The following is a 20,885-nucleotide window of genomic DNA, read 5'->3' on the forward strand; positions in this document are numbered from 1 at the left end:
GCTGAAGAATTTCTACGACAGCCGGGCTCGGACTTCAAGTCCTGACTGTCGAACCGTTATCACCACCAGCCGTCGTCAGGTCGCCTAGCCTGAGGCGATGCGCCGCCTGCGCCAGCTGGCCGAGCACACCCCGGCTGGGCGGGAGCGATACGTCGACCTGCTCCGCGCACTCGCCATCACCATGGTCGTTTTCGGACACTGGGGCGTCACGGCGATCGGGCGCGACGCCGCCGGGCAGGTCACCGGGCACTCCGCGCTCGGCGACCTGCGCTGGGCGTACCCGCTGACCTGGCTGGCCCAGGTGATGCCCGTCTTCTTCCTGGTCGGGGGCTACGCCAACGCGGCCTCGTTGACCCGCCTGCGGGCCCGCGACGGCGACGCCGCCGGGTGGCTGATCGACCGCAGTGCCCGCCTGGTCCGCCCCACCAGCACGCTGCTGCTCGTACTCACCGCCGGGGCGGCGGTCGCCTGGCTGCGCGGCACCGACCCCACCAGGATCCGCGAGGTGTTCTGGTTCGCGACCATCCCGCTCTGGTTCCTGGTCGCCTACCTGGCTGCGGTCGCGCTCACCCCACCGATGTACGCGCTGCACCGTCGCTTCGGTCTCACCATCCCGCTGGCACTTGTCGCCCTGGTCGGCCTCGGCGACCTCGGCCGGCTCACCGGGCCGGAGGCGCTGAGCTACGGCAACTACCTCTTCGGTTGGCTGGCCGTCCACCAGCTCGGCTTCGCCTGGCACGACACCCGGCAGACGCCGCCGCCCGCCGCCGGGCCGCCGGGCGACACCGCCGCGACCGCCTCGGAAGCCGGCCCGACGCCCGCCGCCGGGCCGTCGCCCCACGACCGTCCGGGGGTACGCCGCTGGCGACGACTGCCCACCTCGCGGCGGGCCGGACTGGTGTTCCTGGCCGGCGGCCTGGCCACGGTACTGCTGCTCACCGGGCCGGGCCCGTGGCCGGTGGCCATGCTGCACGTGCCCGGCGAGCGCCTGGACAACGCCGCGCCGCCGAGCCTCGCACTGCTGGCCGTCGCCGCCGGCCAGCTCGGTCTGATCCTGCTGCTGTCCGGCCCGGCGGAGCGCCTGCTGCGCCGCACCGGCCCCTGGTCGCTGGTGATCGGCGTCAACCTCGTGGTGCTCACCGTCTTCCTCTGGCACCTGACCGCCGCGATCCTGCTGATCGGAGTGCTCGACGCGATCGGGGCGCTGCCCACCCCGGCGGTCGGCAGCGCCGCCTGGTGGGCCTGGCGGGTGCCGTGGTTGCTGCTACTCAGCGCCGTTCTGGCGGTGCTCGTGGCCATCTTCGGCCGGGTGGAGGCGCGCAGCGGCCGGCATCGCACCGGGCGTCGGACCGGTCGAGGCACGCCAACCCGAACGGCCTCGACGGTGGCCGCCTACGCCGCCGTGGTGGCGGCGCTGCTGCTCAACAGTGCGACGGCCTCCCGCGCCCCGGAGCCGCTCGGCACACCCGTCCCGGCACTGGTGGCGTACCTGGCCGGGGCGGGCGTGCTGCGACTGCTCAGGTCTGGGTGGGGAACCCGAGGTTGACCCCGCCGTGCCGCGGATCCAACCAGCGACTGGTGACGACCTTGCCCCGGGTGAAGAACCGCACCCCGTCCTCGCCGTGCGCGTGCAGGTCACCGAAGAGCGACGACTTCCAGCCGCCGAACGAGTGGTACGCCATCGGCACCGGGATGGGCACGTTAATCCCGACCATGCCCACCTCCACCTCGTGCTGGTAGCGCCGAGCCGCCCCGCCGTCGTTGGTGAAGATCGCCGTGCCGTTGCCGTACGGGCTGGCGTTGACCAGGTCCACCGCCTCGTCGTACGAGTCGACCCGGACCACGCTCAGCACCGGCCCGAAGATCTCGTCGGTGTAGATCGACATGTCCGGGGTCACCCGGTCGAACAGCGTCGGACCGAGCCAGAAACCGTCCGGGTCGCCGTCCGGCGTCACGTCCCGCCCATCCACCACGGGCACCGCGCCGGCGGCGACACCGGCGTCCACGTAGGAGCGCACCTTCGCCGCGTGCCCGGCGGTCACCAGTGGGCCCATGTCGCAGCCCCGTCGGCCGTCGCCGGTGCGCAGACCGGTCACCCGCGCGGCGATCCGCTCGACCAGCGCGTCCGCCACCGGCTCCACCGCCACCAGCACCGAGATGGCCATGCACCGCTCCCCCGCCGAGCCGAACCCGGCGTTGACCGCCGCGTCGGCCGCCAGGTCCAGATCGGCGTCCGGGAGCACCACCATGTGGTTCTTCGCCCCACCGAGCGCCTGCACCCGCTTGCCGGCGGCCGTGCCACGTTGGTAGACGTACCGGGCGATCGGCGTGGAGCCGACGAACGACACCGCCCGCACCTCCGGGTGCTCCAGCAACGCGTCGACCGCCTCCTTGTCACCGTTGACCACGTTGAGCACCCCGTCGGGCAGGCCCGCCTCGGCGAACCATTCGGCCAGCAGCAGCGCCGCGCTCGGGTCCTTCTCGCTCGGCTTGAGCACCACCGCGTTGCCGCAGGCCACTGCCACCGGCACGAACCACAGCGGCACCATCACCGGGAAGTTGAACGGCGAGATCACCGCGACCACGCCGAGCGGCTGCCGGATGGTGTACGAGTCGACCTCGGTGGACACGTTCTCGCTGAACGCGCCGCGCAACGCCGACGGCAGGCCGCACGCGTACTCGATGACCTCCAGGCCGCGCTGCACCTCGCCGGCGGCGTCGGCGAGCACCTTGCCGTGCTCGGCGGTGATCACCTCGGCGAGCCGGTCCCGCCGGGCGTGCACCAACTCCCGGAAGGCGAACAGCACCGCCGACCGCTTCGCCAGCGACGCGTCCCGCCAGGCCCGCGCCGCGCGGGCGGCGGCCTGCACCGCCACGTCGACGTCCGCGGTCGAGGCCAGCTCGACCTCTGCGGTACGCCGACCGGTCGCCGGGTCGAACACGTCGCCACACCGCTGCGACGTGCCGTCGACCCGCTTGCCGTCGATGAAGTGACCGATGCTCATGCCGCGACCCCCGCAGCCGAACGGATCGCGTCGACCAGGATCGCCAGACCCTCACGGGCCTCCTCCTCGGTCAGCGTCAACGGTGGCCCCATCCGCAGCACGTTGCCGTGGAGGCCGCCCTTGCCGGTGAGCAGGCCACCGTCCCGGGCGGCTTCGAAGACCCGGTTGGTCAACGCCGGATCCGGCTCACTGCCGCCCGGTCGGACGAACTCGACGCCGAGCATCAGCCCCTTTCCGCGTACCTCGGCGACGCAGTCGAGCCCGCCCACGGCGGACCGCAGGCCGTCGGCGAGGATCGCGCCGACGCGGGCGGCGTTCGCCTGGAGGTCGTGCGCGATCAGGTAGTCGAGCACCGCGTTGCCGGCCGCCGTGGAGATCGGGTTGCCGCCGAAGGTGGAGAAGCTGATGGCCGGCACCGCCTGGAGCACGTCGGCCCGACCGACCACCCCGGCCAGGGCGAACCCGTTGCCGATGCCCTTGGCGAAGGTGAGCAGGTCGGGGGTGACACCGTGCGCCTGGTAACCCCAGAAGTGCTCCCCGGTACGCCCCCAGCCGGTCTGCACCTCGTCGGCGATGAACAGGATGCCGTGCTCGTCGAGGACCTTCTTCCAGCCGGCGAAGAGCCCGTCCGGCGGGTGCACGAAACCGCCCACGCCCTGGATCGGCTCGGCGATGAGCGCGGCCACGTCGCCAGCGGTCTGGGTGGCCAACACCTCGCGCAGGTCCTCCACCGCCGCGTCGACCTGCTCGTCGGCGCTGAGCCGGGCCAGCAGACCCCGCACCCGGTCACCGGAGTGCAGCCAGGCCACCTGGAGCGGGTTGAGGCCGCTGGCCGACCAGGAGCGGTTGCCGGTGACGCCCATCGCCGCGAACGACCGGCCGTGGTAACTGTTGCGCACGGCCAGGATCTGGTGCGAGCGGCGGTGGTTGGTGGCCACCAGCAGCGCCGCCTCGTTCGCCTCGGTGCCGGAGTTCGTGAAGAACACCCGGGCGTCCGGGATGCCGGAGCGCTGGGCGATCTTCTCGGCCAGCTCCACCTGTTGACGGATCAGGTAGAGCGTCGAGGTGTGCACGATGCCGGTGGCGAGCTGCCGCTCGACGGCCTCCCGGATCTCCGGGATGTCGTACCCGATCATGTTGGTCAACACGCCGCCGAAGAAGTCCAGGTAGCTGCGCCCCTGAGCGTCGGTGACCCGACGGCCCGAGCCGGAGACCAACTCGATCGGCTCGGCGTAGTACAACGGCATCCAGGACGGGAGCACTGCCCGGTGCCGGGCCAGCAGGTCGTCGGTCATCGTGGCAACCCTTCAGCGGCGTTCGTGGATACCGCACGCTCCCACCGCCGGCCGACGCGAACAACTGTCAGTGTGTAGCGCGATAGGGGCCCTGAGCTGACAGCACGCAACGATTTCCGGGGCTTTTCCGGCATATCGCAGCCCTTCCCCGCAACATCCGAGACCGTCCACCACTCGATCCGCAGCCTGGCCCGACGTGGCTACCCTGGGGTCGCCAACTGTCGCCGGGGAGGCACGCGATGCGGATCGAGCAGACGATCGCCGAGCTGGAGCGGATCGCCGCGCGGGAGGTGGGCCGGGGCAGCGAAGCGCTGGCTGTACCGGCGGCGGGTGGACTGCTCGCCGCCGCCCGGTCGCTCGCCGGCCCCGGCGCCCCGGACGCCGCGGTGTTCACCGGGTTCTTCATCCCGGGCGCCGAACCGCCCGCCGCGGAGACCGATGGCCCGCTCGGCGCGGCGCAGATCGCCGCCGCGCTGCGCCTCCTCGGCGGCCGGTGCCGGCTCGTCACCGACGAGCCCTGCGCGCCGGTGGTCCAGGCCGCCGTGGACGCAGCCGCACCAGGCCTACCGGTGGACGTCGCGCCGCTGCGGAGGTACGACGAGTGGGCCGCCACCGCCCTGCCCCGGTACGCCCACCTGACCCACCTCATCGCGTGCGAGCGGGTCGGGCCCGGGATGGACGGCCGGCCCCGCAACATGCGCGGCGAGGACATCGGCGCGCACACGGCACCCCTGGACCAGCTCTACACCGCCGGGTCGGCCTTCCGGATCGGCATCGGCGACGGCGGCAACGAACTGGGCATGGGCCGGCTGCCGGCGGAACTGGTCGGACGGGTCGTCGCCTCGGGCGAGCGGATCCGGTGCGTGGTGGGCGCGGACGCGCTGCTCGTCGGCGGCACCTCCAACTGGGCCGCCGCCGCGATCGTCGGTGCGCTGGCGCTGCTCCGGCCCGAGGTGCCCGAGCTTCGTACGCTGCTCCAACCGGCGTGGTCGTACGACCTGCTGTCCTCGATCGTGCGCGCGGGCGCGGTGGACGGCGTCCGTCGCCGCCCGACACTCAGCGTCGACGGCCTCGACTGGCCCGCCTACGCCGAGCCCCTCACCCGCATCGCGGACCTGGTCGCGGCGACCCGGTAGGGCGACGCTCACACGGGCCCTTCCGGAACCGGCCGCCACACGCCCGGGGGTGATGGCCGTCCTCATCGGGCCGACGGTGGCTCGACCGGTCGGAGAGGCCGCGAGAGGCGAGCACCCGGACGGGCCTGGGCACCGCTGCGAGCCCCGGTGGGACCGCCGCCGGTCGACGCCGCAGGATCCGGGCCGCGTTCCGGGCCGGCAGGGTTCGAAGCACCCGACGGAGGACCGGCGGGCTTCGGGTCGGCGGAATGTCGGACAGGCGGCGCGACTGTGGGATCCGGCGCGGTGCGGTTCGAGGCGGTGCGGTTCGTGGCGGCGGGGTCCGGCGCTGCCGGTCGGGTGCCCAGCGGTAGGTGCAGGGCGGTGGCGACCAACGCGAAGGCCGCCCAACCGGCGCCCAGCGCCACTGCCGACGACACGTCCTGGAGGTAGTGGTAGGCGGTGAGGAAACCGACCAGCGCGAGGCTGTTGCGGGCGAAGTGCCGACTGAACTCGCGCAGCTCGCGGCGGGCCTCGACGGCGACCAGCACCCCCGAGTAGGGAAACGTCACCACCATGCCGCGTAGCACCGCACCGAGCAACGCGGTGAGGATCGCCCCGACGAAGATGACCACCAGCTTGAGCAGCGCCGGCAGCCCTTCCGGACGGACGGCGCTCGACGTCTCGACGGCGGCCGCTGAACCGACAGTGGCCGGGCGGCCGGTGGCGGGTGTGCTGGCGTGCGACCGGGCGCGACGGCGCAGCAGCAGCATCGCCGCCAGCCAGAGCACCAGCATGCCGGCCAGGGCCGCCTCGAACGGGACGGGGACGGCCAGCAGGCCGGCGCTCAGTGCCACGTACACGCCGACCCCTGCGCCATCGGCCAGCAGAATCGGCCAGCGCAGCCGATGGTGGGTGACCGCCACGGTGACGAAGAAAAGGTTGAGCCCGAGCACGCCGAGCAACTGCGCGCCGTCCACCCGGTAGCCGGTGCTGACGAGGGCGAGTGTCATCGGCAACGGAAGGCTGTAGACCAGGGCTCGGAGCCGGACCGAGCGGATCACGCTGACTGCCCAGACCACGGCCGTCACCAGCAGGACCGCACTCCATGTCATGGGTCACCCGTCTCCGCCCTGGTGGGGCCATCAGTCCTGGAAGGTCGCGGCATTCGCGCAGAGGTCGAAGACGCGGGTGAGCCGGCCGACGTCCGTCCGGTTGACCGAGAACTGGTTCTCGCCGATCTCGCCGTGCGCGGTCATCCGGGCCTCCCAGCAGCTCGACCCGTCCCAGACTGCCAGATTGACGTGCAGGTGTGGACTGACCACACCGAACAGCAGCAGACCGACGCGCACCCCCGCCGTGCGCTGCTTCTCGACCAGGGTGGACAGCTCGTCGGTTAATGTGGCGTAGACGAAGACGCGGGTGATCCGGACCCCCCGATCCAGAGCCGCCTCATTCGCCTCCCAGTAGCGCCGTCCGATGTCACTGCGCCACCAGCTCAGCTCCCCACTCACCCGAGGCATCACGTTCGTCAACGCGTCCAACCGGCGCACGCAGCTCCGGGTCGCGCCGACCAGGTCCTCGTCCTCGTCGCCGCGCCGGATGATCCGACCCTCCGCGAGCTGCTCTGCCTCCAGCCGGAACTGCTCGTAGCGCCGCTGCGCCTCCGCCGCGACCCGGGTGCCCTCGTGCTGCTCCGCGGCCTCGCGCATGGCCCCGGCGAGTTCGGTGGTGGTGCGGACGAGCCAGGGTGGGCCGTCCAGCAACGTGCGCAGATGGAACCGTCGCTCCGCGCGCGCCAGCGAGTCGACCAGCAGCGAGATGGTGATCCCCATAAGGCCGGCCAGCAGCGACTCCACCCCGGAGGCCGCGTTACTGAGGTCGAGCATGACACTGAGCGTGACCGACAGCGTGATGCCGATCAACGCCACCGGATCGGTGTGCGCAACCAGGCGGGCGAACCCTTCTGCGGTGCTGCCGCGTCCCCTGAGCCGTCGAGGGACGTCGTCACGAGCCATCGATCTCCCCCAATCCGCTGATGCCGCCAGGGTAGTGACTGCTCACAACCGCCGGTACCGACATTCCGGGCGGGTAGCATCCGGCAGATGCAGAGAGCGGATGCGGCCCTGTCGACCGGGGTGGTCGCCGGCCAGGTTCCGGCGGAGATCTGGGCCTGGGTCGGCTCCGCCCCGCTACGCGGGCTGATCCGGCACTTCGATGGTGACTGGCCGGCAGGTGACCTGGCTGCGGTCCTCGCATGGCTGGACGACTTCTCTGCCCGGCACTGGGATTTTCGGCAAGGGCAGGAACGCCCGGAGGCGCGGGAACCCGCCTTCGACGCGCGGACGGCGCAGGTGGTCCTCGACGCGGCAGCCGCGCTCGGGCTGATCCATCCGGTGCCGCCGACCCGCGACGCGTACGCCCACCTGGTGGTGCTCGGCGGCCTGGCGCATGCCTGCGTGCGCCGCGTCGCTCACGCCGCGCACCTGCTGCGTGCCGGGCTGACGGTGGGCGGCGAGGTGGCCGTGCTGGGCAGCTTCCGACCGCTGTCCGAGTGGGAACGCGCGACGCTCGCCGACGCTGGCCTGCCGGCCGAGGACACCGAGGTGGACGTGCTGGACTCGGCGGTCCGGCGGGTGTTCGGGGTGGCCGCGCCGGCGGAGCAGGACGGGGTCGACGCCGGCCATCCGCACCATTCCTGGTCGTCGCGGACCTACCGGCCGGCTGGTCTACCAGCGGTGCGGGTGCTCGCCGCGCCCTCCAGCGAGCCGCACCGACGGCGCGCGCACACCGCCGACACGCAGCGTTTCTGGGCCGGACACGTCCAACTCGCCCCCGACGACGCGGTGCTGCTGGTGACCGCACCGATCTACGTGCCGTTCCAGCACTGCGACGCGCTGCGTACCCTGGCCGTGCCGTACGGCTGCGAGATCGAGACCGTCGGGGTGGACCCCACCCTGGCCGACCTGGCCAGGCTGCCGGAGCAGACGCTCAGCCCCGGCCGCTACCTGCAGGAGATCCGCTCGGCGATCCGGTCGATGCGCGCCCTGCACGCGGCGCTGGTCGCTGGCTGACCCGCGCATGGTCGAGGGCCGGCGCACGGCGGATTACCGCGCACCGGCCCGCTGGATCATGGTCAGTTCACGTAGACGGCCGCGTTGCCCTTGGTGCTGTCGCGCACCGGCGAGTACGTCGCCGAGAAGTACGCGGTGCCGAAGCAGAGGGCCGAGCCGGAGAACTTGGTCAGCGGTTGGTTGGTGAAGACGATGGAATTGGTCGCGTTGACCGCCGCGCCGGTAAGGCTGTTGGTGCTGGTCCGGTAGACGCAGTTGACCGTACCGAGCAGCGAGTTCAGCACGACGGTGCTCTGGATCGGCGCCGCCGCGGTGCCGGTGATCTTGACGACGCCGGCGCTGGTGACGGAGGTGGCGTACGGCAGGTTGTTGAGGGTGATGCTCTGCACCCCGGTGGTGCCGAACACGTTTGTGGTGCAGGTGCCGAAGCTCTGGGCGGTGAGGCTCTCGGTGGCGGCGCCCGGGGCGGTCGGGTTGGTGAGCACCTTGGCGCTGAAGGCGGATGCGGCGCACTTGATGCCGGTGGTGCCCGAGGTGGAGTTGTAGAAGGTGGCGTTGGTGCCGGTCTTGAGGCTGGCCTGGATGACGTCGTTGACGGCGACGGCGGTGCCGCCGGCCGTGGGGTAGGTCAGGACGTTGCCGGCGAGCGCGGCCGACGGGTCTGCGGAGGCTGGCGGGGCGGCTACGAGACCGGTCAGCAGCGCGAGGGCGACGAGGCCCCCGCCGATCTTTCCGTACCTGGGCATGGTGCTTCCTTTCGGTGGTGGGACGGGAACGAGCGGACCGCGCAGGCGGTCACCGCCGGGCGGGCACGCCGGGCGGCGATTGTGGCCGTCCGAAGTGGACGGTGGTGGTGGAGGCGCCGGGTGAGGGCGCGGGTGAGGAAGGTGCCGCGGATCAGCGGGCGGGTCGGCGTGGTGCACTGCGGCGTAGCCGCGTCACCTGCGCCTTTCCGGCATTGGGAGAGCGTTCGTGTTCGGCGATAATGACAGCCATCGAGCCCTCCTTCGACGAGTCGGGGTGACCACCCGGGATGATCACCAAAGGTGACGGGGAGCGAACTGAGCGTGAGGAAAGTTATAAACCCCGGAGGATCGCAAAGTCAACGAATCAAAGGAGGTCAATGAGTTGACCACGCAGAGCCACCCTCAGTCGGTGCCGGCGCCCTTGCCGGGCGCACGCCCGGGCCGTGACCCGGACCGCGCGATCAAGCGCGGCCCGCGACGGGTCTCCGCAGAGGTCGTGGCCGCCACCCAGCGCGACCGCCTCTTCGACGGGCTCGTGCACGAGGTGGCGACGAAGGGCTACGACAACGCCCGGGTCAGCGACATCTGCCACGCCGCCGGCGTGACCCGGCCAGCCTTCTACGCCCTGTTCACCGGCAAGGAGGATGCCTTTCTCGCCGCGTACCGGCACGGGATCGCAGTGGTGTCACAGCTGATGGAGGGCGCCTACCGCGAGGCCGGCCCGACCTGGCCGGACGCGGCGCGCGCCGCACTGCGCACCCTGCTGGAGGTGCTGGCGAGCGTGCCGGCGTTCGCCCGGATGGCGCTCGTCGAGGTCGACGCCGCCGGCCCCGATGCCCGCCGCGAGCGCGACGCTCTGCTCAACAGCTTCCGCCGGTTCTTCGCCGACGCCGGCCCGGGGCCCGCGCTCGCCGACGTGGACCGCGACGAGCTGGTGTCCACGGTGGTCGGCGGCATCTACGCCACCGTCCGCGGCCGTGTGGCGCGGGGCCGGACGGCGGAGTTGCCGCAACTGCTGCCGGTGCTCACCTACGCGGCCATGGCGCCATTCCTGGGCACCGAGGGTGCGATTCAGGCGACCCGGCCGATCAGGCCGGACGACGGTCCGAGTACGACCGCTCCATGCGCACCGACCCACCACTCCTGATCACACGGTCGGAAACCGCAGCGGTTTTTCACTTTGGCCGCATTTAACAAATACCGCCCAAATGGCCGCCACACGGCGTTGACCTGTTCTTTACTCAGCGGTAACTTCGGCTCTGCGCCTACCAAGCGCAGGCCCGGGGATGCAATTCCCATTGTCGCTGACGAATTGATCTTAAAGGGAGCCGCCATGTCGGAGGAAACCACACCAACCGCACCCGGCCCACCGCGCAGCGGTGTGCGCTGGCGCCGGTTCGCCGCCGCGTTCGGCACCGTCGCGGCGGCCGCCGCCGGCATGATCATGCTCACCGCCCAGGGCGTGCTGGCCGCGCAGTTCGCCATCTCGGGCATGCCGTTCACCGTCACCGCGGACAAGCTCACCGGCACCGGATTCGAGCAGTTCGCCACCCTCGACCAGATGATCGAGGACAGCCCCAACCAGGGCGACACCGGCGGGCAGGTCCTGGTGATGGTCTCGGCGATCGACAAGGCGGAGCTGACCAACCTGTGCCAGAGCATCAACCTGGGCGGCGTCCACCTGAAGATCACTGCGGGCAACGGCGACAAGCCGGTCTTCGCCCGAACCCTGGTGGTCGACGGTGACGAGATCAACGGCAACGCCGCATTCGAGAAAATCGACATCGGTCAGGATGCCAGCACTCTGGACAAGGTGCCCGGCGTGAAGGGTAACCCGGGCGTCTTCTCGCAGCAGGCGGACTCGATCGTCATCGAGAACCTGCGGCAGAACAACTACGCCACTACGGCCGCCGTCTTCAAACTGCCCAACCTGCGCATGGCGTTCACCCCCGACGGGTGCTGACGTGAGCGCACAACGACACCAGGCCGCGCCCACCGTCCGCGAAACCCGCGGGCGGTGGCGCCGCTGGCGGCGGGGCCGCCCATTCACCGCCGCGGTGCTGATCGCCCTCGGCGGCGCGGAGATGCTGGTGACCCTGCGCGCGCCGCTCGGGGTGCTGCTGCACGTCGGGCCGCAGGGGCTCGCCGCGTACCTGGTACCCATCGTCCTGGTGCTCTGCGGGGTGCTGCTGATCACCACCCCGCAGCAGAGGGTCTTCTACGCGCTGGTCTCGCTGGTGCTCGGGCTGGTCTCCTGGCTGACCTCGAACCTGGGCGGCTTCGTGATCGGGATGCTGCTGGCCCTGGTCGGTGGGGCGCTCGCATTCGCCTGGACCCCGAACAAGGACCGCCGCCCCACCGGCGCGGCGACCGAACCCGCCTCACCCGAGGACGAGGACGAAGACGACACCGTGCTGCTGCCCGGAATGCAGTCACCGGACCCCAGCCCGGTCGACCGGGGCTGAGTCAGCGGGCGGTGTCGGCGACCGCCTGCGCGAACACCTCGGAGCGGTGCTCGAAGTTGCGGAACCGCCCGTAGCTCGGAGCCGCCGGGGAGAGCAGCACGACGCCGCCCGCCGGAGTCAGCTTGCGCGCCAGCCCGACCGCGGCCACCAGATCCTCGGCGAGCTCCGTACGAACCGCCGGCAGCCCGGCCAGCACCTCGATGATCCGGGGGCCGCTGTCCGGGATGCCGATGACCGTGATCTCCCGCTCCGCCAGGTGCTCGGCCAACGGCGTGTAGTCCAGACCCCGGTCGTTGCCACCGACGATCACCGTCAACGGCCGCCCGTCGTACGCGTCGATGGCGTGCATGGCCGCGTACGGGCTGGTGGCCAGGGTGTCGTCGACGAAGGTCAGCCCGGACGGGTCGGTGATCTCGGTGAGCCGGTGGGCCAGCCCCTGGAACTCGGCGACCGCGACGGCGAGGTGGTCCTTACCGGCCACCACGTCCACGCCGAGCGCGTCGAGGACAGCGAGCGCGACGCACAGGTTGCCCTCGTTGTGCCGGCCGACCAGCGGCAGCACCGCACGCGGGAACAGCGGCTGGTCACCGAAGTGGAACCACTGCGTACCGTCGAGGCCGGGGGCGACGTGAGTGGTGTCGGGGCTTCCGGCGCGGACCGCCGGCAGCTCACCAAGCTCCGCGGCCAGCCGGGGGTCACCACCGTTGACCACGATCGTCTGCGGGTCGTGGGCGAGCAGGTTGAGCTTGTCCCGGTAGTACTCCCGCTCCCCGCCGTGCGCGTCCAGGTGCTCGGGGAAGAGCGCGGTGACCACCGCCACCCGCGGCGAGTCGGTGAGGTCGCTGCACTGGTAGCTGGACAGCTCCAACACGTACAGCTCCGCCTCCGGCAGGTCCAGGGTCGGCACCCCGATGTTGCCTCCGAAGACGTTCGGCCGCCCCATCGCGGTGAGCAGGTGACTGATCAGGCTGGAGGTGGTGCTCTTGCCCTTGCTGCCGGTGACCCCGACGGTGCGCGCGGCGTGGTCGGCCATCCACAACGCGGTGCCCTGGGTCACCATGACCCCGCGGCGGCGCAGCTCGACCAGCCACGGGTGGGTCTGGGGCACGCCCGGGGACCGCACCACCACGTCCGCGGCGGCCAGCCGCTCGAAGCCCGCCTCGCCGGTGACCAGCGGCGCCGCCTCGGCCAGGGGGCCGTCCCACGGCAGCGACAGGAAGTTCGCGCTGTCGTCCACGGCGACCATCTCGGCCGGGCCGTGCGCGGCGATGGCTGTCACAGCGGCCCGGCCCTCCCGACCGGTGCCCCAGACGGCGACGGTACGTCCGCGCAGGTCAGACAGGCGCACTGGTGTCTCCTCGGGGGTCACGGCGGCGGCTGGCAGGGCCCGGTCCGGACACGGCCGGACGAACCAGGGCCTAGTATGGCGTGTGCCCAACGAGCAGCTCCGGCGGATGGACGCCTTCACCTTCCCGTCCTACTCGATCGACTTCGCCACCGGCGAGGTGTTGTTCGACTACGCCCTGACCGGCCCGGCCGGCGAGCAGCGGTTCACCGAGGTGATCACGCTCCCGCTGCCAGCGGAACCGCCCTCCGACGAGACGGTGGCGACCCTCAACCGGGTGCTGGAGGTGCTCCACCTCGTCGCCGGGGTCAGCTATTACAAGGCCGCCGCGCCGCCCCGGCTCGTGCTGCCGACGCCGCTGGGCGCGGCCACCGTCGACTACGTCACGGCCGTCTACACCAGGGGCCTCGCCGAGTACGCGTACCGCAACCAACTGCCGCACGTGCTCGAGCTGCGCCCCGAGGTGCCAACCGGTGTGGTGACGCCGGCCCGGGTGTACGACGACTCGGACCGTCGCCCGCTCTCCGCCGTCGGCGGCGGTAAGGACTCGATCGTCAGCCTGGAGGCGCTGCGCCGCGCCGAACTGGACCCGGTGCCGTTCTCGGTCAACCCGAATCACGTGATCGTCGCCGTCAACGAGGCGTCCGGGCTGGTTCCGCTGGCCGCCCGGCGGCGCATCGACCCGGTGCTGTTCGACCTGAACGCCGCCGGCGCGCTGAACGGGCACATCCCGGTCACCGCCATCAACTCCCTCATCGCGGTGGCCACCGCCGTCCTGCACGGGCTGGGTCCGGTGGTGATGTCCAACGAGCGTTCGGCGTCCGACCCGAACCTGGTCTGGGACGGTCACGAGATCAACCACCAGTGGTCCAAGGGCGTCGAGGCGGAGGGGCTGCTGCGGGCGTCGCTGGCCGAGCACGCCGGTCTGACCGACCCGTACTTCTCCCTGCTGCGTTCGCTGTCCGAGCTGCACATCGCCCGGCTGTTCGCCGAGTTCACCCGGTACGACGACGTGGTGACCAGCTGCAACCAGGCGTTCAAGCTGCGCGACGCGAGTGAGCGCTGGTGCCGGGACTGCCCGAAGTGTCGCTTCGTCTTCCTGGCCATGGCGCCGTTCATGCCGCGGGAGCGGGTCACCCACATCTTCGGCGGCGACCTGCTGGCCGACGAGTCGCAGATTCCCGGCTACCGCGAGTTGCTGGGCGTGGACGGGCACAAGCCGTTCGAGTGCGTGGGCGAGGTCGAGGAGTCGGTGGTGGCCCTCGGCCTGCTCGCCGAGCAGGACCAGTGGCGCGACGCCCCGGTGATCCAGGCCCTGGTCGACGCCGTCCCGGAGACGGCCTGGTCCTCGGTGGCCCACTCGGATGTCTTCACCCCCGGCGGTCCCAACCACATCCCCCCAACCTACGCAAAAGCCCTGAACGCCCTAGCAACCTAACCCCACCCGACCCCCGGCACCCCCGCGCGCCCCGCACCCCTCCGCCCTCGTCGATCTTGCACTTCGTGTTGTCGATATGCCGTCTTTGTGAGGCTTTGTCCCAGCAGGAAGTGCAAGATCGCGGCGTGAGGGGGCGGGGCGCGGGGGTTACGGGGTTCGGACTGCGTCCAGGGCCAGCAGGGCCACGTGTAGGGAGAGGGCGGCCTCTACCGAGTCGAGATCCACGTCGAGGATGCGGGCGATGCGGGCCAGCCGTTCGTAGAAGGCCGGTCGGGACAGGTGGGCGGCGGCAGCGGCTGCGGACTTGTTGCGCCCCTGCTCCAGGTAGGCGCGCAGGGTGTCCAGCAGCCGCTCCCTCGGGTGCCGGGCGTCGTACTCCAGCAGGGCGCCGAGTTCGCGTTCCACGAACGTCTGCAGGCGGGGCTCGTCGCGCAGCAGGTGCAGCAGACCGGCCAGCCCGACGTGCGGGAGCCGGAAGATCGGCAGGTCACGCCGGTCCCGTCGGGCCGCCTCGGCGATCTGCCGTGCCTCGACGAGCGACCGGCGGGCCTCCCGCAGTGTGCTCACCCCGGACCCGGCGGCCACGATCACGGCACCCGGACCAGCACCTCGGGCCCCCTCGACACCTGTCCGAGCGGCCTCGACACCGGGAGCCGCGCGGGACGGCTCCGCGCCGGAGGAGGAGCGGGACACGTCGACGCCGGGTCCCGGCCGGCCGGCGCCGGCGTCGAGGCGTACCTGACGAAGGGCGCTGGCGAACGCGGACAGCGCGCGGTCCTCGGCGGCCGGGTCTGGCAGGGCCAACAGCGCGCCCACCGAGTTGTCGTCGACGGCGCTGGTCAGTGCGGTCAGCTTCGCCTCCCGCAGGGCCTGGCCGACGGCCTCGGAGAGATCACGTAGCCGGGCCTGGCCGGCCTCGGGGCCGACTTCCCCCGCGGGGTCGTCGGCGCGGTGCCGGACCATCACGCCGACCAGGTGCCGCCGGTCGAGCACCACGCCGAGCGCCTTGGCCCGCAGTCCCACCTCGTCGACCGGGCGGGAGTGGTCGAGCAGCGCGGTGAGCAGGGTGCGGTGGATCTGCCGTTTCAGGCCCTCGGCGTCGCGGCGGATCAGCCGGCCCAGCGCGAGGGTGGACGCGGCCCGCTCGATCAGGATGGTGAGCCGGGTGGGCGAGCCCGCGCTCGGTTCGACGGCCTGGGCGCTGGGCACGTCGCCGCTGGCCGGCCAGCGCAGCAGTAGCCGACCCCAGTCCTGCCCCCGGGCGCCGACGGTGGTCACCAGCCAGCCGCTGTCCGGGTCGTACGCGGTCCGCCCGGCCGGGCGAATCCGCCGGGAGTGCTGCTCCCAGCCGTCCAGCAGCAGCTCTGCGCTCTCCCCCGCCGGGTCGTACCCGAGCACCTGCCGGGACAGGTTCTCCAGCACCACCGGGCAGCCGGACAGCTCGGCGGCCTGTCGGATCACCTCGGCGGCGTCGGCGCCCTCCACGGACAGGTCGTTGAACCGCTGGTGGATCTCCTCGGTGGCGCGCAGCTCGGTGAGCTGCGCGTCGACGATCAGCGCGTGCACCGCCTCGGTGATCCGGACGAACGGAGTGGCCCGGCGCAGCTCCACCAGGGGCAGCCCACGCCGCTCGGCGGCGGCGGCCATCACCCGGGGCACACCGCTGACGTACCGGCGGCCCAGCTCGACGACGAGCCCGGAGACCCCGACGTCGGCGAGATCGCCGATGAACGCCCGCAACCCGGCGTCGTCCCCGGGCAGACCGATGCCGGTGGTGAGCACCAGTTCGCCACCGCCGAGCAGGGTGGCGATGTCGGGCACCTCGGCGACGTGCACCCAGCGGACGGGTCGGTCCAGCCCCTCGTCACCGGCGACGACGCGTGGCGCGCCGTGGCGGACCGGGCCCAGGGCGAGGACCTCACGGACGGTAGGGAACACGGCCGACACGCTACCGTCCGTGACGCCGGATCTCGAACAGCGGCCGGCGACGCGAGCCGGGGCGGCGGCGTGGGCTGCCCCGGCCTGGCGGCGTGGTAGGAGGGCTCAGTCGACGCCGAACTCCATAGCGGCGCGGTCGAGGGCCGCGTCCTCCGCCGAGGCGACGCCCCGGGACGCGATGGCTTCCGCGCCGCCCTCGGGCATCGCACCGATCAACCCGGTGGAGGCGGCCTGCGCGGCCCCGATCATCCGCTGCGGGTTCCCGCCGCCGACCAGGCCGAGGGAGGCGTACTGCTCCAGCTTCGACCGCGAGTCGGCGATGTCCAGGTTGCGCATCGTGAGCTGGCCGATCCGGTCCGACGGGCCGAACGCCGAGTCCTCGGTGCGCTCCATGGACAGCTTGTCGGGGTGGTAGCTGAACGACGGACCGGTGGTGTCCAGGATCGAGTAGTCCTCGCCCCGGCGCAGCCGCAACGTCACCTCGCCGGTGACCGCCGTGCCGACCCACCGCTGCAACGACTCGCGGAGCATCAGCGCCTGCGGGTCCAGCCAGCGGCCCTCGTACATCAGCCGACCGAGGCGGCGACCCTCGTTGTGGTAGTTCGCCAGGGTGTCCTCGTTGTGGATGGCGTTCACCAGCCGCTCGTACGCGTAGTGCAGCAGCGCCATCCCGGGCGCCTCGTAGATGCCTCGGCTCTTGGCCTCGATGATCCGGTTCTCGATCTGGTCCGACATGCCCAGGCCGTGCCGGCCGCCGATGGCGTTGGCCTCCAGCACCAGGTCGACGGCGCTGCCGAACTCCTTGCCGTTGATCGTGACCGGTCGACCCTGGTCGAAACCGACTGTGACGTCCTCGGTCGGGATCTCCACCGACGGGTCCCAGAACCGGACGCCCATGATCGGGTTGACCGTCTCTATGCCGGTGTCGAGGTGCTCCAGGGTCTTCGCCTCGTGCGTGGCGCCCCAGATGTTGGCGTCGGTCGAGTACGCCTTCTCGGTGCTGTCGCGGTAGGGCAGGCCGCGCTCCAGCAGCCACTCGGACATCTCCTTACGGCCACCCAGTTCGGTGACGAAGGCGGTGTCGAGCCACGGCTTGTAGATGCGCAGCATCGGGTTGGCCAGCAGGCCGTACCGGTAGAACCGCTCGATGTCGTTGCCCTTGAAGGTCGAGCCGTCGCCCCAGATCTGCACGTCGTCGGCGACCATCGCCCGCACCAGCAGGGTGCCGGTCACGGCGCGGCCCAGCGGGGTGGTGTTGAAGTAGGCCCGACCGCCGGTGCGGATGTGGAAGGCGCCGCAGGTCAACGCGGCGAGGCCCTCCTCGACCAGGGCGGCGCGGCAGTCGACCAGGCGGCCGAGCTCGGCGCCGTAGCTGAGCGCACGACCGGGCACCGAGGCGATGTCGGGCTCGTCGTACTGGCCGATGTCGGCGGTGTAGGCGCAGGGAATGGCGCCCTTGTCGCGCATCCACGCGACCGCGACCGAGGTGTCGAGGCCGCCGGAGAAGGCGATGCCGACACGTTCGCCGGTGGGCAGGGAGGTGAGGACCTTGGACACGGGGAAAATTATGCAATAGAACGCATGGCCATGCAAGCCGATGTGGTCTACCCGCCGTCGACCGGCGCGTCGTCGCGCCCCAGCTCCCAGAACGCGACCGCCGCCGCGGCGGCGACGTTCAACGAGTCCACGCCGCGCCGCATCGGAAGGACCACCCGCACGTCGCTGGCGGCCTGCGCCGCCGCGGTGAGGCCCGGCCCCTCGGCGCCGAGCAGCAACGCCGCCCGCTCACGCTGCGCCGGGGTCAACCGCTGCATCGGTACGGCGTCCGGCGCGGGCGTCATCGCGAGCACCGTGAAACCGGCCTCCCGCACCTGGTCCAGGCCCTCCGGCCAGCGGTCGAGTTTCGCGTACGGCATGGCGAAGACCTCGCCCATGCTGACCCGGACGCTGCGCCGGTAGAGCGGGTCGGCGCAGGTCGGCGAGAGCAGTACCGCGTCGACACCGAGCGCGGCGGCGCCCCGGAAGATCGCGCCCAGGTTGGTGTGGTTGTTCACGTCCTCCAGGACGACGACCCGGCGCGCGGTGGCGAGCACCTCGGCCGCCGTCGGCAGCGGCCGGCGGTGGAACGACGCCAGCACCCCCCGGTGTACGTGGAAACCGGTGGCCCGTTGCAGCACGTCCTGGGTCGCGGCGTAGACCGGGGCGTCGCCGGTGTCCAGGTCGGCGAGCTGGTCGGCCCGCTTGGCGTCGACCAGGTACGACCGGGCCGGGTAGCCCGCGCGCAGCGCCCGGCGCAGCACCAGCTCCCCCTCGGCGATGAACAGGCCGTGCGGTGGTTCCCAACGGGTGCGCAGCTCGACGTCGGTGAGCGCCCGGTAGTCGGCGATCCGGTCGTCGTCGGGGTCGGTGATCTGGTGGACGGGCACCCGACGATTCTGCCGGACGCGGAGCAGCGCGCTCCGAGGCCCGCCCGACGAGGCGTTTTGTCCGAAGAAGAAGGGGAATGCCCGGCAGACAACGGACGTGACGGGAAGGACCAGCCAGGTGAGCGCAGACGACACCACCCCGGGCGAAGCGGGTGCCCTGCCCCGGCGTCCGACCGTCGCGGACCACATCGTGTCGCGACTGTTCAGCTGGGGCGTGCACCGCTACTTCGGCTACCCCGGCGACGGCATCAACGGCCTCACCTCCGCGCTGCAACGCACGAACGGACGAGCCCAGTTCATCCAGGTCCGCCACGAGGAGACCGCCGGCTTCGCCGCCTCCGCGCATGTCAAGTACGGCGGCGGCCCGCTGGGCTGCGCGCTGGTCACCAGCGGGCCGGGCGCCATCCACCTGCTCAACGGCCTGTACGACGCGAAGCTCGACCACCAACCGGTGATCGCCCTGGTCGGGCACACCGCGACCACCGCCGAGGGCGGCGGCTACTACCAGGAGGTCGACCTGCTCGCCCTCTACAAGGACGTGGCGGCAGCGTTCCTGGCCCAGCTCGACAACCCGGCACAGGTACGCCACCTGGTCGACCGGGCGTGCCGCACGGCGCTGGCCCGGCGTACCGTCACCGCGCTGATCCTGCCCCTGGACATCCAGGACGAGCCGGCTGTCCCGAACCCGCCCCACGCGCACGGCTACTACCAGACCAGCAACGCGCCGAGCAGCACGCCGACGGTGCCACCGGAGGCGGACGTACGCCGGGCGGCCGAGGTCCTGCGCGGCGGGCAGCGGGTGGCCATGCTGGTCGGCCAGGGTGCCCTCGGCGCACGCGACGAGGTCCGCGAGATCGCTGATCGACTCGGGGCCGGCGTGGCCACCGCACTGCTCGGCTTCACCGCCGTCGACCACCGCGAGCCGTGGGTGACCGGCGCGATCGGGCTGCTCGGCACCCGACCGAGCTGGCAGCTGATGAGCGGCTGCGACCGGCTGCTGATCGTGGGCAGCAACATGCCGTACTCGGAGTTCTACCCACAACCCGGGCAGGCCCGCGCGGTCCAGATCGACCTGGACGGCACCCAGCTCGGGCTGCGCTACCCGACGGAGGTGAACCTGACCGGCGACGCCCGCCCCACGCTGCGGGCCCTGCTGAACGAGCTGGGCCCCGGCCCCGGGCCGACCGCCTGGCGGACGGAGGTCACCGAGGCCACCTCGGCGTGGCGTCGGGTGCAACACGACCTGGCCGAACAGGCCGCCGACCCGGTCAACCCGCAGTTGCTCTTCCACACCCTGAACGAGCGGCTGCCCGACGACGTGCTGCTTGCCGTCGACTGCGGCACCACCACCGCCTGGTACGCCCGACACATCCAGGTACGCCCCGGCATGCTGGCCAGCCTCTCCGGCACGCTGCTGTCCATGGGCGGCGCCATGCCGTACGCGCTGAGCGCCAAGTTCGCCCACCCGGACCGGCCGCTGGTCGCGCTGATCGGTGACGGGGCCATGCAGATGAACGGCGTCAACGAGCTGATCACCGTGGCGAAGTACTGGCGCAGCTGGGCCGACCCGCGCTTCGTGGTGCTGGTGCTCAACAACCGGGATCTGGCGTTCGTCAGCTGGGAACAGCGCTCCACCGAGGGGACGCCGATGTTCCCGGACAGCCAGCAGTTGCCGGACATCGCCTACCACCAGTGGGCGGAGGTGCTCGGGCTGCACGGCGAGTTGATCGACTCACCGGATCAGGTGCGCGACGTCTGGGACCGGGCGCTCACCGCCGACCGGCCGGTGGTGATCAACGCCCTGGTCGACCCGGCGGAGCTGATGCTGCCACCGCACTTCACCGTCGAGCAGGCCCGCAAGACCGCTGCGGCGGTGCTACGCGGCGACACCGACTGGGCCGGAATCATCCGCCGCGGCCTCCCCTCGACGCTCGCGAGCTACCGCCCCCGCCGGCGCAAGGACTGATCGGGACCTCCAGAACATCGAGGGATTGCCCGAGATCAATCATGGGTACCTGGCTCTCCGCTCACCCACGGG

Annotated in this window: 17 protein-coding genes; 8 read left to right on the top strand and 9 right to left on the bottom strand. The window is 71.8% G+C overall.

Annotation, left to right across the window (positions count from 1 at the left end; genetic code table 11):
* Positions 1-97: 97 nt before the first annotated feature.
* Positions 98-1,546 (top strand): acyltransferase, encoded by a 1,449-nt coding sequence (locus ACFYPG_RS06950; protein WP_387350782.1) that lies wholly within the window; start codon positions 98-100, stop codon positions 1,544-1,546.
* On the opposite strand, the gene ACFYPG_RS06955 is transcribed toward ACFYPG_RS06950, so the two are convergent.
* Both ACFYPG_RS06955 and ACFYPG_RS06960 read right to left on the bottom strand, forming a co-directional pair.
* Complete coding sequence (locus ACFYPG_RS06955; protein WP_387350784.1) at positions 1,518-3,005, bottom strand: CoA-acylating methylmalonate-semialdehyde dehydrogenase; 1,488 nt, start codon at positions 3,003-3,005, stop codon at positions 1,518-1,520. The genes ACFYPG_RS06950 and ACFYPG_RS06955 overlap by 29 nt on opposite strands.
* Entirely contained in the window at positions 3,002-4,300 is a 1,299-nt protein-coding gene (locus tag ACFYPG_RS06960) for an aspartate aminotransferase family protein (protein ID WP_355009712.1), read from the bottom strand. Before ACFYPG_RS06960 ends, ACFYPG_RS06955 begins: the two co-directional genes overlap by 4 nt.
* A 239-nt stretch (positions 4,301-4,539) precedes the next feature.
* On the opposite strand from ACFYPG_RS06960, the gene ACFYPG_RS06965 reads away from it, so the two are divergent.
* A complete protein-coding gene (locus ACFYPG_RS06965) occupies positions 4,540-5,436 on the top strand; it encodes a glutamate cyclase domain-containing protein (RefSeq protein ID WP_387350786.1) in 897 nt (298 codons plus the stop codon).
* Positions 5,437-5,498: 62 nt separating this feature from the next.
* Here ACFYPG_RS06965 and ACFYPG_RS06970 read toward each other — a convergent pair whose 3' ends face one another.
* Positions 5,499-6,530, bottom strand: coding sequence for a hypothetical protein (locus tag ACFYPG_RS06970; protein WP_387350788.1), 1,032 nt, complete (start codon positions 6,528-6,530; stop codon positions 5,499-5,501).
* Positions 6,531-6,560: 30 nt separating this feature from the next.
* The gene (locus ACFYPG_RS06975) at positions 6,561-7,433 is read right to left on the bottom strand and encodes a hypothetical protein (RefSeq protein WP_387350789.1); all 873 of its coding nucleotides are present in this window, start codon (positions 7,431-7,433) and stop codon (positions 6,561-6,563) included.
* An 87-nt stretch (positions 7,434-7,520) separates the two neighbouring features.
* Here ACFYPG_RS06975 and ACFYPG_RS06980 point away from each other — a divergent pair, with 87 nt between their 5' ends.
* Positions 7,521-8,489 carry a hypothetical protein gene (locus tag ACFYPG_RS06980; protein ID WP_387350791.1) on the top strand — a complete coding sequence of 323 codons (969 nt, stop codon included), beginning with the start codon at positions 7,521-7,523 and terminating at the stop codon, positions 8,487-8,489.
* 62 nt (positions 8,490-8,551) lie between these two features.
* Here ACFYPG_RS06980 and ACFYPG_RS06985 read toward each other — a convergent pair whose 3' ends face one another.
* Complete coding sequence (locus ACFYPG_RS06985; protein WP_387350793.1) at positions 8,552-9,235, bottom strand: Tat pathway signal sequence domain protein; 684 nt, start codon at positions 9,233-9,235, stop codon at positions 8,552-8,554.
* Positions 9,236-9,644: 409 nt separating this feature from the next.
* On the opposite strand from ACFYPG_RS06985, the gene ACFYPG_RS06990 reads away from it, so the two are divergent.
* The 3 genes from ACFYPG_RS06990 (at position 9,645) to ACFYPG_RS07000 (ending at position 11,700) form a co-directional block, all read left to right on the top strand.
* On the top strand, positions 9,645-10,382 hold the full coding sequence (locus tag ACFYPG_RS06990) for a TetR/AcrR family transcriptional regulator (protein ID WP_387350795.1): 738 nt from the start codon (positions 9,645-9,647) through the stop codon (positions 10,380-10,382).
* Between the two features lie 186 nt (positions 10,383-10,568).
* Positions 10,569-11,198, top strand: coding sequence for a DUF6230 family protein (locus ACFYPG_RS06995; RefSeq protein ID WP_387350797.1), 630 nt, complete (start codon positions 10,569-10,571; stop codon positions 11,196-11,198).
* A gap of 1 nt (position 11,199) precedes the next feature.
* Complete coding sequence (locus tag ACFYPG_RS07000; protein WP_387350798.1) at positions 11,200-11,700, top strand: DUF6114 domain-containing protein; 501 nt, start codon at positions 11,200-11,202, stop codon at positions 11,698-11,700.
* A 1-nt stretch (position 11,701) separates the two neighbouring features.
* On the opposite strand, the gene murD is transcribed toward ACFYPG_RS07000, so the two are convergent.
* Positions 11,702-13,048, bottom strand: a complete 1,347-nt coding sequence (murD, locus tag ACFYPG_RS07005; RefSeq protein WP_355009706.1) for a UDP-N-acetylmuramoyl-L-alanine--D-glutamate ligase — start codon at positions 13,046-13,048, stop codon at positions 11,702-11,704.
* 82 nt (positions 13,049-13,130) lie between these two features.
* Here murD and ACFYPG_RS07010 point away from each other — a divergent pair, with 82 nt between their 5' ends.
* Entirely contained in the window at positions 13,131-14,483 is a 1,353-nt protein-coding gene (locus tag ACFYPG_RS07010) for a hypothetical protein (RefSeq protein ID WP_387350799.1), read from the top strand.
* A gap of 147 nt (positions 14,484-14,630) precedes the next feature.
* Here the strand turns inward: ACFYPG_RS07010 and ACFYPG_RS07015 are convergent, their stop codons facing one another.
* The 3 genes from ACFYPG_RS07015 to ACFYPG_RS07025 all read right to left on the bottom strand — a co-directional run bounded on the left by ACFYPG_RS07015 (position 14,631) and on the right by ACFYPG_RS07025 (position 18,874).
* Positions 14,631-16,430: a PucR family transcriptional regulator gene (locus ACFYPG_RS07015; RefSeq protein WP_387350800.1), complete on the bottom strand. Its 1,800-nt coding sequence runs from the start codon at positions 16,428-16,430 to the stop codon at positions 14,631-14,633.
* 96 nt (positions 16,431-16,526) lie between these two features.
* Positions 16,527-17,978, bottom strand: coding sequence for an argininosuccinate synthase (argG, locus tag ACFYPG_RS07020; protein WP_355009703.1), 1,452 nt, complete (start codon positions 17,976-17,978; stop codon positions 16,527-16,529).
* Positions 17,979-18,025: 47 nt separating this feature from the next.
* Complete coding sequence (locus ACFYPG_RS07025) at positions 18,026-18,874, bottom strand: RNA methyltransferase (RefSeq protein ID WP_357194469.1); 849 nt, start codon at positions 18,872-18,874, stop codon at positions 18,026-18,028.
* A 91-nt stretch (positions 18,875-18,965) separates the two neighbouring features.
* Here ACFYPG_RS07025 and ACFYPG_RS07030 point away from each other — a divergent pair, with 91 nt between their 5' ends.
* Positions 18,966-20,813 (top strand): thiamine pyrophosphate-requiring protein, encoded by a 1,848-nt coding sequence (locus ACFYPG_RS07030; protein ID WP_387350802.1) that lies wholly within the window; start codon positions 18,966-18,968, stop codon positions 20,811-20,813.
* Positions 20,814-20,885 lie beyond the last annotated feature (72 nt).

The sequence above is a fragment of the Micromonospora sp. NPDC005553 genome (genome assembly GCF_042871765.1).
Classification (GTDB): domain Bacteria; phylum Actinomycetota; class Actinomycetes; order Mycobacteriales; family Micromonosporaceae; genus Micromonospora.